Origin of the sequence: Mesorhizobium sp. B4-1-3 (assembly GCF_006439355.1) — a bacterium.
Lineage (GTDB): Bacteria > Pseudomonadota > Alphaproteobacteria > Rhizobiales > Rhizobiaceae > Mesorhizobium.
Window position 1 is genome coordinate 56,848 of the sequence record NZ_VFTG01000013.1, and the last position, 14,268, is coordinate 71,115.

General features: G+C 59.7%; 9 protein-coding genes. 3 read left to right on the forward strand and 6 right to left on the reverse strand.

Annotated features, from left to right (window positions below; translation table 11 throughout):
• The first annotated feature begins 33 nt into the window (after window positions 1-33).
• From FJW06_RS17660 to FJW06_RS17670, 3 genes are read left to right on the forward strand one after another with little or no spacing between them, the layout of a single operon-like run.
• On the forward strand, window positions 34-3,294 hold the full coding sequence (locus FJW06_RS17660; protein ID WP_246674663.1) for a DUF499 domain-containing protein: 3,261 nt from the start codon (window positions 34-36) through the stop codon (window positions 3,292-3,294).
• Window positions 3,295-4,674, forward strand: coding sequence for a toll/interleukin-1 receptor domain-containing protein (locus FJW06_RS17665; RefSeq protein ID WP_140753507.1), 1,380 nt, complete (start codon window positions 3,295-3,297; stop codon window positions 4,672-4,674).
• On the forward strand, window positions 4,671-6,227 hold the full coding sequence (locus FJW06_RS17670) for a hypothetical protein (RefSeq protein ID WP_140753508.1): 1,557 nt from the start codon (window positions 4,671-4,673) through the stop codon (window positions 6,225-6,227). The genes FJW06_RS17665 and FJW06_RS17670 overlap by 4 nt, the downstream gene beginning before the upstream one ends.
• A gap of 8 nt (window positions 6,228-6,235) precedes the next feature.
• Here the strand turns inward: FJW06_RS17670 and FJW06_RS17675 are convergent, their stop codons facing one another.
• From FJW06_RS17675 to FJW06_RS17700, 6 genes are all read right to left on the reverse strand, one after another.
• A complete protein-coding gene (locus FJW06_RS17675; RefSeq protein WP_140753509.1) occupies window positions 6,236-7,594 on the reverse strand; it encodes a site-specific integrase in 1,359 nt (452 codons plus the stop codon).
• Window positions 7,595-8,076: 482 nt separating this feature from the next.
• Window positions 8,077-8,790 (reverse strand): hypothetical protein, encoded by a 714-nt coding sequence (locus tag FJW06_RS17680; protein WP_246674664.1) that lies wholly within the window; start codon window positions 8,788-8,790, stop codon window positions 8,077-8,079.
• A gap of 196 nt (window positions 8,791-8,986) precedes the next feature.
• A complete protein-coding gene (locus FJW06_RS17685; protein ID WP_140753511.1) occupies window positions 8,987-9,808 on the reverse strand; it encodes a hypothetical protein in 822 nt (273 codons plus the stop codon).
• 39 nt (window positions 9,809-9,847) lie between these two features.
• Window positions 9,848-10,501: a hypothetical protein gene (locus FJW06_RS17690; protein ID WP_140753512.1), complete on the reverse strand. Its 654-nt coding sequence runs from the start codon at window positions 10,499-10,501 to the stop codon at window positions 9,848-9,850.
• Window positions 10,501-13,596: an N-6 DNA methylase gene (locus tag FJW06_RS17695; RefSeq protein ID WP_140753513.1), complete on the reverse strand. Its 3,096-nt coding sequence runs from the start codon at window positions 13,594-13,596 to the stop codon at window positions 10,501-10,503. The genes FJW06_RS17690 and FJW06_RS17695 overlap by 1 nt, the downstream gene beginning before the upstream one ends.
• On the reverse strand, window positions 13,593-13,931 hold the full coding sequence (locus FJW06_RS17700; protein WP_210238971.1) for a hypothetical protein: 339 nt from the start codon (window positions 13,929-13,931) through the stop codon (window positions 13,593-13,595). The genes FJW06_RS17695 and FJW06_RS17700 overlap by 4 nt, the downstream gene beginning before the upstream one ends.
• Window positions 13,932-14,268: the final 337 nt, after the last annotated feature.

The window sequence follows — 14,268 nt, forward strand, 5'->3', positions numbered from 1 at the left end:
GCAAAGAGTACGCGGCAATATGTGTTTGAAGGGATGGAACTGCTGCCGGCGGCGCTGATCCCCTTCGTCGAAAAGAGGCTCGAAACCTCCCTCAAGGGGCACTGGCAGGTCCAAGTTCTGGAGAAGCTGCCGAGCCTACGCCCGAACAACAACGGCGAAGTCGGCTGGGATCAGGCCGCGCTGTTCAATGCGATGGACCGCTTCTGGAGCGAGGCGTTCAAGGCCGTTCTCGGCCGCGCGGAGCGATCGCTCGTCAACGAGCTGGGCGACGTCCGCAACAAGCTCTCGCACAATGAAACCTTCACCTACGATGACGCCGAGCGTGCGCTCGACACTATGCGGCGGCTGATGGAGGCAATCAGCGCCGGCGAGACGGCCGAGCAGCTCGGCAAGATGCGTGACACTATCCTGCGCACGAAGTTCACAGAGCTGGCGCGCAATGAGGAGCGGCGGAAAACCCAGCGTCTCGAAATCTCGGTCGAGACCGTGGCGGGCCTGCTGCCGTGGCGCGAGGTGGTCGAGCCACACCAGGATGTCGCCACCGGCGAGTTTCAGCAGGCCGAATTCGCGGCCGACCTCGCCAAGGTGCATTCGGGGAGCGCGCCGCCGGAATATCGCGACCCACGTCAGTTTTTCAGCCGCACCTACCTGACCGAGGGTTTGAGTGCGTTGCTCATCGGCGCCGCAAAGCGACTGTCCGGCAGCGGCGGCGATCCGGTCGTCGAACTGCAAACCAACTTCGGCGGCGGCAAGACGCACTCGATGCTGGCCCTCTATCACATGGCGGGACCAACGCCGGTGCAGGACCTCTCGGGTCTGGACCAGTTGCTCGAGAAGCAAGGGCTCAACGTGCCGCAGGGCATTAACCGCGCCGTCCTCGTCGGCACGTCGCGGGGGCCGCAGGACGTCCTCAACGCCGACGGCGATCGGAAGATTCGCACGACGTGGGGCGAACTCGCCTGGCAGCTCGGCGGCGCCGACGCCTTCGCCATGGTGGCCGAGAATGACGCCAGCGGTATCGCGCCGGGCTCGAACCTGCTGGAGGCGCTCTTCAAGAAATATGCCCCGTGCCTGATCCTGATCGACGAATGGGTCGCCTATCTGCGGCAGATCTACAAGGTCGAGGGGCTGCCGTCGGGGTCGTTCGACGCGAACCTGTCCTTCGTTCAGTCGCTGACCGAGGCGGTCAAGGCCAGCCCCGGCACGCTGCTGGTCGCCTCCTTGCCGGCCTCGCAGATCGAGGTGGGCGGTGAAGGCGGTCAGGAAGCACTGGCGCGCCTCAAGCAGACCTTCAGCCGCGTGGAATCCTCGTGGCGGCCGGCGAGCCAGGAAGAGAGCTATGAGATCGTCCGGCGGCGGCTGTTCAAGGACATCCCCGGCGACAAGTTCCACCACCGCGACAACACGCTGAAGCAGTTCGCCAAGCTCTATCGGGAGAACGCCAACGACTTCCCGCAAGGCTGCGCGGACGAGGACTATCGGCGCAAACTGGAGAAGGCGTATCCGATCCATCCCGAGCTGTTCGACCAACTCTATACGACCTGGGGATCGCTCGAAAAATTCCAGCGTACACGCGGTGTGCTGCGCCTGATGGCGCAGGCCATTCACGAACTCTGGATGAATGGCGATCCATCAGTGATGATCATGCCGGGCAGCGTGGCGGTGAGTTCGCCCCGCGTGGAGCCGGAATTGCTCCATTATCTCGACGTGACCTGGCAATCGATCATCGCCGGCGATGTCGATGGCACGGCGTCCACTCCGTACAAGGTCGACCAATCCGCGCCCAATCTCAATCGCTACTCGGCGACCCGGCGCGTTGCCCGCGCGATCTTCATGGGCACGGCGCCGACACATCAGCAGCAGAACACCGGCCTCGACGACAAGCAGATCAATCTCGGCGTCGTGCAGCCTGGTGAGCGTCCGGCGATCTTCGGCGATGCACTGCGTCGGCTTACCAACCAGGCCAAGTTCATGCACGCCGATCTTGGTCGATATTGGTATTCAATGTCGGCCAGTCTCAACCGCATCGCTGCGGACAAGGCGGCTCAGATCGAGGCGGCGCTGGTCGATGTGACGATCGATGCCGAACTCGGAAAATATGTGAACGGCCTAGCGGATCGCGGGCATTTCGACGCCGTGCAGGTCGCACCGGCATCCTCGGCCGAAGTCCCCGATGAAGCTGGCGGCGTGCGTGCCGTGGTGCTGGGTGTGAAACATCCGCATAACGGACGTGATGGCTCAGACGCGCTGGCCGAGGCGAAAGACATCCTCATGCAACGCGGTAGCACGCCGCGCGTCTATCGCAACATGCTGGTGTTCATCGCCGCGGAAACCCGCCAGCTCGATCATCTGAAAGATGCTGTGCGCGCATCCTTGGCCTGGGGTGAGATCGTCCGCGATACGGAGCGGCTGAACCTCACTCAGAGCGACAGCGCGCTAGCCAAAGCCAAGCTGGCTGAGGCGAACGAGACAATGAAGACGCGCATGAAAGAGGCGTGGTGCTATCTGCACTATCCGGCCCAGGAGAGCGCCCAGGCCGATTGGGAGTGGGTGTCGGGCAAGATTCCGGCGCAGGACGGGCTGCTGGCCCGGGCCAGCAAGAAGCTGGTAGCTGAAGAGGGCTTACTCGTCGAACTGGGACCGTCGCGCCTCGACCGCGATCTCCAGAAATATATCTGGAACGAAAAGCCTCATTTGTCGCTGAAGGATTTGCGGGAATATCTCAACCGTTACATCTATCTGCCGCGTCTGAAGGGACAGGACGTCCTGGTCAAGGCGGTTCAGGCGGCCGTGAGTGGCATGTTGCCCGGTCCTTTCGCCTATGCCGAGCGGTGGGACGAGAAGACAGACACCTATCTGGGGCTGGCGATCGAGCGGGCGACAAACGCCATGATCGTAATCGACAGCGACAGTGTCATCGTGACGCCCGCCGTGGCCGAGGCGCACCGCCTGGCGTCGGCACCGCCGGTTCCGAACGGCGGTCCGGAAGCGCCAAGCGATAAGCCGCCGGCAATTGGCGAACAGCCCAATGGCGGAACGCCGGGTTCACCTCCACTAGAAAAGAAGCCGACCCGGTTCACGGGCACTGTGATGATCTCATCGGACCGGCCAGCCAGGGACATGCACCAGATTGTCGAGGCCATCGTCGAGCAGCTCACGACGCTGCCGGGCAGCGAAGTGAAGCTCAGGCTCGAAATCGAGGCGGAGGTTCCGGCAGGCCTTGAACGCACGAAGGTGCGGACACTGATCGAAAACGCCAACACGCTCGGCTTCGTCGAGAAGTCGGTCGAGTAGATGAGCGGAGCCGGGCCTATCGAGCGCGACCTGATCTTCATCTCCAAGGCGACGCCTGGCGATGACCAGTTCGTGCTGTGGCTCGCGCCGCGGCTCGAAGCCGCTGGCTACAAGGTCTTTGCCGACATCTTCGATCTCGATGCCGGTGACGAATGGCGCGGCAAGCTCACCGCAGCCCTTCAGACGCGGGCGATCAAGATGCTGCTGTGCTGCAGCGACGAGACGCTCGCCAGAAGGGGAGTTCGCGAGGAGATCGCCATCGCGGAAGACCTGACGAAGCAACTCCCCGATCCCAATTTCATCATCCCCCTCAAGATTCGCACATTCCAGAAGCTCTTCGGCATCGGCGGCCTTCAGTATATCGACTTCGAGAGCGGCTGGGCCAAGGGACTGGCGAGTCTGCTCAAGTCGCTCGAAAAGCAGCAGGTGCCGAAGGCTGGCGGCGGTATCATTCAGCCCGAATGGTACGCCCATCTCCGCCGGCGCGCCGTAGAGATCGAGGCGGCTCCCGAGGTCCTAACATCCAACTGGCTCCGGATCCTACGGATGCCGGACAAGCTAAATCATCTGGTGCCGCGCAACCGGGCCACTGAGGCTTTGCTGCGCAAGCTCGGCGCGTCCTTTGAGTTCCCGATGGCCGAATTCGGCGACGGTTTCCTGACCTTCGCCAGCCCGTTCGACCTGACAGAACATTTCGAGCGGGTGGGGCCGTTTCGCGTCGAGCGTGACTTCGATGTTCTCGATCTGCTCGAGAACGGGTCATCGAATGCGGGGATCGAAAGCGGGGATGCCCGGTCGATCATGATGAATCTCCTGCGGCAGGCGTGGGAGAAGCATTGCGCCCGCGAAGGGTTTCTTGCCCACACCTTCTCGAGCGGACTGTCCTTCCATGTCGGCGAGGGCAAGTTGGGCCTCAAGAAGCGTGTTTCATGGGGGCGCCAGGGTCAGAGTCGCAACTCGATGCTGCGCGGCGTCGCCCGCAAGAAGATCTGGGAATATGGCGTCAGCGTCATTCCCAGCCTATTTCCCTATCCCCATATGCGCCTCAAGGGCCGCGTGCTGTTCTCCGACATCGGGGAGCGCAACAAGCCGATCGCCATTCCGGACACGAAAATCCAGTTTCGCCTGCGGCGCTCGATCTGTTCTAGCTGGCGCAACAAGGCATGGCACGGGCGCGTGATGGCGTTCATGGAGTTGTTGGCCGGCGACAGTCCTTATGTCGATCTTGCCGTCGGCTCGGGCGGCAGCATCACGCTCGACGCGATGCCGATCCAGTTCACGGCGCCCGTGACCGCGCGCCAGACCAACCAGCTCGGCGAGGATGCGGAAGAAGCCGATTCCACAACGCTCGGCGGCCACTTCGAGGAGGAGGACGCTTGATCGAATTTTCCGAAAAATCCGTTCCGGTCCTCTATATTCCGGAACCACCGCTCGGATTTGGGCATGGGCAGGCTTCGGATCATCCGAAGGACGGCCTCACGCTCTATGGGCCGGCGTCGACGCCCGATCGCCCGCAGATCACGATCGGCGCGATCGGTACCAAACATGGCCTGGATCTCCTGCGCCGTTGGCTCGAGGCGATCAGCAATCCCGTCGCGATTCCGGCTCGCGGCAAGCGCGACAAAGAGTTTCGGCTGCACCTGTCCGACTTTCCCGGTCTCGAAGAGGCGTTCGGGATGCGCGCAGATCCGAGCGCCATGATTGCATGTGAGATCGATCCTGCGGACATCCGTGCCGCGATTGCGATCGAGAACCATCACGAGGCGGTGGCCGCGACGACCAAGCTGTTCATCGACCCAATCGAGCGTCACGCGAAAAACGAGGAGCGGACGGTCGATGTCTGGATCTTCGTGGTTCCGGAGATCGTGTTCGAGACCTGCCGGCCGGTTGCGGGGCAGCGCCGCAAGGTCGAGCTCCTCAAGGGGGAGTTGTCCAGACGCCAGAAAGGGCGTGCCGACCTTCCGTTGCTGGCCGGCGTCATTGATGACACGCTTGAGGCGGTGTTCGACGACATCCCCGACTTCCACCGTCAGATCAAAGCGAAGCTTTTGAAGCTGGGCATGACATCCCAGCTCATTCGTGAGACGACCCTTGCCCCCGAGGAGTTCGTGAACAAGGCGGGATATCCGAAACGCGGCACTCAGGATTCCGCTACCGTCGCCTGGAACCTGGCGACAGGCCTGTTCTACAAGACGCAGGCCGAGCCGCCATGGAAGATTGCCGGCATGCGACCGGGCGTCTGTTACGTCGGCTTGGTCTTCAAACTCCTTCCCAACCATCCCGACAATCACGCTTGCTGTGCAGCGCAGATGTTCCTGAGCGAAGGGGATGGCGTTGTCTTTCGCGGGGCGAACGGACCCTGGCAGACCGAAAACAGGGAATTTCACCTCAGCGATCTGGCGGCGGGGAAGCTGATCAAGACGGTTCTGGACACCTACAAGCAGCGTTTCGGGGCTTATCCGAAAGAGCTGTTCATTCACGGCCGGACCAAGTTCAACGACGCGGAATGGGAGGCCTTCAGCAAGGCCGCGCCCGATGGCACCAATATCGTGGGCGTGCGTATCCAGTCGACCCATGGTGAGACCAAGCTCTTCCGCGATGGCGATTATCCATGCCTTCGCGGCACGGCAGTCCAGCTCGGTAACAAAGATGCTTATGTGTGGACCACGGGATATGCGCCACGCATCGACACCTATATCGGCCCGGAAACGCCGAACCCTCTGTTCGTGACTGTGCTGCGTGCGAGCGGTGAATTTCCGGCCATCGAGACCGTGCTGGCCGACATCTTGGGTCTCACGAAAATCAACTATAACGCCTGCAATTTCAGCGACGGGCTTCCTGTCACCATTCGTTTTGCGGACAAGGTCGGCGAAGTGCTGACCATGGGAAGCGCCGCCGGCGCTGAGCGCCAGCCGTTCAAATTCTATGTCTAAGCTTCACGTCAGGCAGCTTTGCGAGTCGTGATCTCCTTGCAATAGCCTTCATCGCTCACGGCACTCTGGAGAAACCGATCAAGAGCTGCACGCCGAGATTTGCGGTCCAAGGCGTAGGCAGTCTGCTTGAACTCAACTCCGTCCAGGAGCCCTTGAATGTAGCCAGCGATCGTATCCGCAGCCATGATGAGCGCGGTGTCGAGCGTGTGAATATATTTGCTCGTCACCGAGCCCTTCGAATGCCCGACCAGCGCGGCGATCGTCACCTCGGTAAATCCGAGATCGTTGGCGATGCTGGCAAAGCTGTGACGCAGGACGTGCGGCGTGACGCCAGCGAGCGGGCTGCCCTTGAAGATCTGGTCCCAATGGTTCGGGAAGCTGCCGAACGCATTGTCCTCGCCCTGACCGGGGAAGACATAGGTGCCCGTGGCGGCCTTGCGGCGCTCCTCCAGATATTCGACGACGGGCAGCCCGATAGGACGAATGGACTCGCCCTCCTTGCTGTCCACCAGGCGCATGCAGCTCGCGTCTGTGTCGGCCTCGATCCACATCAGCGAGATCATTTCCGAGCGGCGGCAGCCGGTGAGCGCGATCTGGCGGATGATGTCGACGGTCATGACGTACTTGTCGTTCGCCGCAGCGTCGCCAAGCATCTGGCCGAGTGTACGATACTCCGCCTCGGTCAGCCGGCGATTCCGGACTTTGTCCTTCGGCTTCTTGATGCCGTGCGCGGGATTGCTCTCGATGATGCCAGCGTCAATGGCATAGGTGAGGATGCCGCCGAGCAAGCCGACCGTTCGGGTCGCCGTGCCCGCGCCGCCGCGCACGATGGCCTTGCCGCGCAACTTCTTCGTCTTGACGGCAACGCGCGTCTTGCCGGCCATGATGTCCTTCAAGACCTTGTTGATGTCGGCCTTGGTGAGATCCTTGACCCTCCGCGCGCCGACCAGCGGGATGATGTGCCGCTCGATGCGGCCGGTGTCGGTGACGATGGTGGTCGGCTTTTTCGGCCGTCCGCCCTTGCCCAGGATGAGGCCTGCGGTCAGGTCAGCGGTATAGAGGGCGCAAAGCTCCTTGACCGTGATGGCTTTGTGATCGAGCTGGCGCTCCTCGGAAGGGTTGTCGCCGCGCGCGACGCGCCCCAATTGGACCTTCGCCTCTTGCCGGGCGGTCTCCGGCGTCCATACGCCATGCAAGCCGATGGTGAAGCGTCGCGTGCGTCCGGCAGCGCGATATTGAATGAGGTAGCTGCGCTTGCCGGACGCGAACACGCGGAGGCCGAAGCCGGGCAGCTCGTCGTCCCAGATGAAATAGTCCTTCTTGCGGAGATCGGCAGCGTCCACGATCCGCTTGGTCAGCTTTGCCATGAGGCGTTCCCCCCGCTAATGAGGGGCTGCTTCCGCGGAAGCACCACGGAAGCAACCGGATGGATATCGGAGCGAAATTCTGGATAGACAGTTCGGCGTGCAAATCTGAATTGTCTAGTGACTTCAGATACATATCGCATTGTAGCGTGCCCTATCGTGCATTTAGGATGGGCAGGCTAAATTGCTCCGAAGGCAGAGGTCACAAGTTCGAATCTTGTCGGGTGCGCCAGTGGCCGCCGATTTCCCTCCACAGTGCCCCTTTAGCCGCCGAGACCGCGCCCCTGACAAGAGCAGGAGACAGTCTATGTGTGAAAAAGCGTAGAATCGGCGGCATTTGGCGGTGAAAAATTCGAATCGTCACAGCCTTCACCACCACGCTTAATATGCCCCACTACGCGGCAACTCCATGGTTGTCGGTCATACTTGCCCAAATCTCCATCTGCTGATCACGCGCTTGACCTGCCCCTTACAAGACGGTGTGCTCAAAGACTGTCTTCGATGGAAGCGGGGATGAGGTCGAGCGGCCCCCATCCGCGTAAGCGCAATTGCTTCAAATCTAGACGGGAAAGATCGATCGCAATTTCCGTGGTAAAGGGAACTAGGTAAGTACCAGCGTCGAAATCTTTGAAACCGATCCCTCCGGCGTTCATTGCCTTGAAGACCTTGCAGATAGCCGAGATGCAAATCGGCACGAGATCCAGATACGTCTGGTCGTCAGGGTATCGGTGCTGGGAACGAAATTTACGGATCGCTGGAAGTCCCAACTGCGAGTCGATCAACGAAAATCGCGTGGCGGCTTTCGCGCCACTCACAAAGGTATCGAGATATGGCGATGCGGTTGAAGGATCGAGACGCGCGTCTAGTTCGTCCAATCTCACATGGTGGGACATCAAAATCGGAGCACCGTGAAGTGTTGGGTGGCTTGCGAGCAAAAAGGACGCGCCGAGCCAGTGTTCCACTCCGCCCCTATCGAGATGCAGGCGCCGGTGAAGGCTTCGAAACAGCGGGTGATCACGGTGATGGATCGCGTTTCGCACTGAAATCACAAGTGCCGTGTCCCCATGGTCGAAGAATGGAAAGAAATGCTTCGATACATCATAGAGTGTATGAAAACTCTCAAGAACCATTTCAAAAGACCGATCGATATTGTCGATCGCTTCTTCGGGATCAAGCTTGAGCAGAACGCCGAAGCGCATATACGCTTCACCGTAAATTCTCATAGTATTTGCGAGTCTAGTGATTGCATTCTCGATAATTTGGCTTCTATCCAAGAGCTTGCCCTCGCACGGCGCGCAGTTCATCAGGCGTCTGGGCCGATCATTGGTGATCTTGAAAGCACGGCGTGCCGAACCTCCTCTCCAGTATATCGTCGAACGAAACCCGTCCGCACTCTCACTCTCGCGGGCCGTAGCTATTCGAGAACAATGCTTCGCTCTGCTCCGCGACAAGCTTCTGAAACTCGGCGTAACATGCTGACAAGCGGAGGCACTGGGCTCTCAATTCTCGAACGACCGCGTCCAGCTTGAGTGGCGGCGTGCCGCCGATACCATAAGACGGCGCGTTTCCGTCCTTTTGCCAAAGACGCTTGATCGATTGGGATAGTCCAAGCTCGACCCGTGGCGCGAATCTGTGGGTGTGCTTGCTCCGAAAATCATCCGTGGCTGTCTTGTAGTCACCCATGTCAACGGTGTTGAGTGCCCTGTTCAGCTTCTTCCAGGAGCGCCAAGGTTTTGCGGTCCTGACCGCCACCTCTTCCTTGATGCCCCAATCCTCCGGAAGAGCTGCAAGGTCGTCTGTCCATTCATTTCCTTCGGAAACACAGTTCGCTTGATGGGAAAGATGCGCGATCACAAAGTAAAATCTGGCCTTGAGAGTGTATGGGCTGAGTAGCGCCGTTGAAGCCAGATCCTGCACGAACTCATGCAGCAACTGGTTTGTCTGCTGGACATCAAGCCCTTCGATGACGTTGCCCCATGCTTCCAGGCGCATGGTGAGACCGATCAGGTGATTAATCCCGTTTGCGAGGTCGCGTGCAGCATCATCCGCGAGATCGCGATAAGCCATTTGTTGAAGGCCGAACTCCGTATCCAGCCGGATTGTCTGAGGCGACTTGAACCAACCATAGGGCATGAAGGGTGTAAATGCCTTGGTTTCATTGAAAGCCTGGCGGTACTCGACATATTTTGAGGCGAGAAAATCGTCTTCCTGATTCATCGTGATTTTATGCCTGCGTCCTCGCCAACGACCGGTTTGTTAAGCGACTGGCTCGATCACGGGTGATCTCGAAAACAATGCATGCCGAAGCTCGATTTCTGAGCCGGCTGAGCGGGCATGCCGCGTCCGAAAGCGTTCGATAGCTTCGACTGCCGTCAGCGGCGCAGGCCCGTCAATGAGTGCGAGAGGAGTATGGCCACCGATAGCACCGGCAAGCCGCGCTTGGGCGAAGCTCACGTCCCCGTCGAGCACATAGCCAAGCATGCAGCCGACGGGCAGATTCTCCGCATATTGTTCCGTGAGGAAGCGCATCATGCCTTGTGTGACGTATGCGGTCGCCAGGGAGCTACGATTTCCAGCGTGGATCACATTAAGCCGCTTGCACTCGTAGGCCAGGTAGCGTTCCCGCTCCCAGTCAAACAGCACGGCTATATCGATGATGCCTTTGCTGTATTTTGACCCGTCAGGAGCAAGGCCAAACGGTTCGAACTGGTATTCGACCCAATGGCACAACCTACGCACGACGACGTCCTTTGCCAGGCGATCGACGAGGTTGATGGTGATGTCATCTTCGCCGGGCTGTTCCGGGAGAACGGCCATACAAGCAGGCAAAGCTACGGCGATCCTCTCGAGAAAGCGATCATCAAAGGAAACAAAGCTATCGACCCACCCCTCCATATCGCCAATCATCATCAATCAGCACTCCGCCGATGCCGTACGGAGGCGGCTTGCTGGAGATCGAGCGCTATTCCATCGGCGTCTGCGAGCGCCGTGGAGCGCAGCCAGAAGCGCATCTGCATCGGCTTGATGAGGAACAGGCAATCGCCAACGAAAACTCTGAGATCGGGCATAAGCTGGAAATTGCCGTTGAGCGGCCTGTGGATATGCGCTGCGAGTTGCCCGAGAACCTCACTAAGTTGGCCGGTCGCATCCTCGGTATAGTCTTCATGCCCGCCTAGATGCAGACGAAGTATCGCCACGTCGGCGCCGCGCGCGACGAGCCGAGCATTGATCTTCTTGCCTTTGAACCAGTCCGCAAGGCTGGCCGCCAATGTACGCGCATACTGCGACCGCTGTGCTTCGTTCGGTGCTCCCCAAAGTTTGGGGAAGTGGCCTTCATGAGGTTGAAGCGCAGGCAGCACCGCTTCGACGGTATCGTCGATCAATGCGACTTCATCGGGAGACAGACAAAAATACTGGTATGCTAGGCGGTCGACCTTCCGAAGGATCTCACTCTCGTCGACCTGCATCGAGAAGGGCTCGTTGGAGCGTTCGCGTGCATCGTCCACAATCGCAATCAGCTCAAGAGCTGCCTGCGCGGCCGCGTCTTCGTCAGGGACATCGGCAGGTGACGGAAACGGCAACCGCAGAAGGTCGGCTTGCTTGACCTCTGGACGGTCGGACCCGAATGAGGCGGTGCCGTGAAAGGCGTACCAGACCGCGATGCGGCTATTGAGGATTGCAGTCAGAACCTTTGCACGGTCGCTCTGGCCAGCCGGCACCACGATTGCCTGCAAGATATCCTGAAAGGTGAGCGGTTCATCGCAGTAGGCGGCTCTGAGGCGATTTTGCGACGTCTCCACCCCGCGAGGGATAAGGATGCGCGTACCATTGAAGCCCGCTTCGAATCCGCGGCGACGAACTGTCGATGAGGCGGCGGATTGCAATCCCCCCGCCGCCTGAGCCAAGCGCGTATATGCTGTAATCGGCAGGTCAGGCAGACGCCCGACATAGTCGCTCACGAGAGGAGGCGCGTCGCTCTCGCTGTCCTCATTGAATGGTTGATAGCCTTGCCCGATTACCCATCGATCGCCCGGCTCTTCCCGGCGCCGGCTCAGGCTACCGTAATCGTTGACGACGGCCCCCAGTTTGGGGAGCCGTCCGAGGTAACCAAAGAGCTTGGCATCTGGCTCACGCATCCAGAGCCGCTGTTTGAAGATCAGCGGATTATCCAGAACCGTGCCAACCCCGAGTGCGGCCTTGTCGGCGCTGCTCAACGTGATGACCCGCTTAATGCGGAGATTGAGATCGGCCTTCGGCGCCCAGTAGTCGAACCGATATGGGAAACCGTCCGCCTTGGCGCTGCCATAGATGATCAAAGCGGTGGGGCGATGAGCCTTCTCAAAAAGCTGAAAACGAAGGTCTGCGAAGTTAATGACACGGCGGACCCGGGATTTTCGGAAGAACGCGTCACGTGCTTCAACGGTATTTTGGGCGTGGTTGTGCAAAAATCCCATCGCTGGCAACAGAAACGCGATCAGTCCTCCGTCGGCGAGATGTGAGAGGGCTTTCCAGGTGAATGCCCAGGCATCTTCGCCTCCCGGCATAGGATGGCCGGTCTTTTTGCTCCACTGCACAGACGAGCGCGCGGGACCGCGGCGGCTAGTCCAAGGCGGGTTGCCGATAATGATCTCGTACCGCGTACTCTCCGTGGGCACTTCGAAAAAGTCGCGGCAGACAAGGGTTTTACCCCAGAGTTCCGGAAGGAGTTTTCCCCGGGTGATGAGCTTGCGGATGTCGCGCGGCGACACCTCTTCGAGCAAAGCGACATAGAGCGAGAAAACGGCCACGCGAACGGCGCCACCATTGAGATCCCAGCCGTGAACTTGGCTCAGCAGCGATAGCAAGGTCTTCCAGGAGATCGTCTGCGTCTTGTGCTTGGCCCGCCAATGCTCACACAGCCGCTGGAACGAGCGGACGAGAAAGACGCCCGAGCCGCAGGCAGGATCGAGAAAGCTCCCGGTTGTCCGAAACGCGTCCGGCAGCATTTCCCAAGCTTGGGAAACGACCGTGTCGGCGAGGAACATGGGGGTGTAGTAAGCACCGTGCGCCCGCCTTTCGGCCTCACGCTCACCGAGAAAGCGATCATAGACGGCGCTGACCAACTCAATTGGGATGTAGCGGAAGTCATAGCCCCAAAAGCGCTGCTGGCTCGAATGTGCCATCTCCTCGCGCCCTGATCGGAACCGGGCCAGGACTGCAAGATGCGCAGGTGAAACCTCTGGCACCTCTCCTTTCGGCTCGAAAGAGCAAGGTGCTACGAACAGGTCGCCATTGAAGTCGGTGTGAAGGGTTCGAAATAGAGCCCGGAAAAGATCAACGTCGCCCGTTTCCAATAGCGCTGAGAAGCTCTCGGCACTTTTTTCGGACACCGCCGCGAAATAGGCGGGAGTTAGGATCTCACGGTCTTCAAGATATGCGATAAACATCGCCTGGATGAGCAATGCCTGCGCCGCGTCCTGGGCGAGTTCCGCAGCCTGCAAGAGGCTGTGAGATGCATTCAGATTATCAAGAAGAACCTGATCGATACGCTCCTTGGGCGGGAAGTATTCGCCGTAGTCCTTCCAGAGACGGCCGGATTCCGCGCCATAGATGAGATTCTGGAATTTTAACGCCTCGGCCGTCAGGCTCAGACTTTCAATGAGGCAGCGGGTCTCGAAGGCGTTGCCGGGGTCGCTAAGCGGAGTACGAGCGAGCGAGAATGCTCTGAGCGTATCTTCGGCAATGACCAACAGCAGGCTAGCTAGCCCTTGATTCCATAATGCGCCGTGAAGGTCGATTACCGCGGCACGGTCGTAGTGATCGGCCTCAAGGATCGCAACAGTTGGGACGCCTTGAACACAGAAGATAGCGGACACGCCCATCTCACTGAGAGCGGCCCGAATGGCGGGTGCATGGGGTACGTCGTTGACGGCTTCAGCTGACTCGTAGAGTTCGGGTGCGCGCCGATGCGTGAGGCCCAGCCGGTCCCTCCACTCCGGCGCCAGTGTGGTTGCTAAGGTGGTCATGCTCGCGTCCCACGCCGTTCCGGCTGCATTGCCACGGAGGTCGGAGGGAACTGCAGATGGCCCTGAACTTGGTCGACTTCGGCTGCCGTGAGTAACGAGCGCAGTCGTGCAATGATCGGCGCGCACGGAATGTAGAGGGTGGAAGCATCCGGAGAGCGCTGGCCGGCCAAGTTTACGTCGACCAAGCGAAAACGCTCGGCGTCGATCAAGGCGACGCAATTTTCAAGCGAGAGCCAGGATCTCCCTCTGCACTCCTTGAACAACTCATCAAAACGGTCGCCAACCGTCCCTACACGCACACCGAAATCCCTGACGAGTTCGGCGACGATCGCCATGGCGACAACGTCCCCCGGGGTGAAGCTGGGGGCATGCCCTTTATGTAGGGCCAGTGCGGGAATTGCGTCCCGCCACGTGCGAAGGGCATCCACCGAAATAGATAGCAATTCACGAATCTGGCTCTGAGTATAGCGCATTGCACCATATTAGTATGGAACTAGCCCCGTATCAATGCGGGGCTTGCCCCGTGTTAGTTCTATATATGTTCCATGGTCTGATGTGTCTGATCAAGCAAGTGCCACCAGGAGCATGCCGCCTATCAAGTTTGAAAGTATGCGAGGCCTTGCTGCAGAACGGAGGCGACCCAGACCGTGGCTCGGTCGCGGAGGGAGACGC

What these genes read in the sequence shown, in the direction of transcription:
- FJW06_RS17695 (WP_140753513.1), bottom strand. Translation starts at nt 13,596, where the DNA reads ATGACCACCTTAGCAACCACACTGGCGCCGGAGTGGAGGGACCGGCTG.
- FJW06_RS17680 (WP_246674664.1), bottom strand. Translation starts at nt 8,790, where the DNA reads ATGCGCTTCGGCGTTCTGCTCAAGCTTGATCCCGAAGAAGCGATCGAC.
- FJW06_RS17660 (WP_246674663.1), top strand. Translation starts at nt 34, where the DNA reads ATGGAACTGCTGCCGGCGGCGCTGATCCCCTTCGTCGAAAAGAGGCTC.
- FJW06_RS17685 (WP_140753511.1), bottom strand. Translation starts at nt 9,808, where the DNA reads ATGAATCAGGAAGACGATTTTCTCGCCTCAAAATATGTCGAGTACCGC.
- FJW06_RS17675 (WP_140753509.1), bottom strand. Translation starts at nt 7,594, where the DNA reads ATGGCAAAGCTGACCAAGCGGATCGTGGACGCTGCCGATCTCCGCAAG.
- FJW06_RS17700 (WP_210238971.1), bottom strand. Translation starts at nt 13,931, where the DNA reads ATGGCGATCGTCGCCGAACTCGTCAGGGATTTCGGTGTGCGTGTAGGG.
- FJW06_RS17690 (WP_140753512.1), bottom strand. Translation starts at nt 10,501, where the DNA reads ATGATGATTGGCGATATGGAGGGGTGGGTCGATAGCTTTGTTTCCTTT.
- FJW06_RS17665 (WP_140753507.1), top strand. Translation starts at nt 3,295, where the DNA reads ATGAGCGGAGCCGGGCCTATCGAGCGCGACCTGATCTTCATCTCCAAG.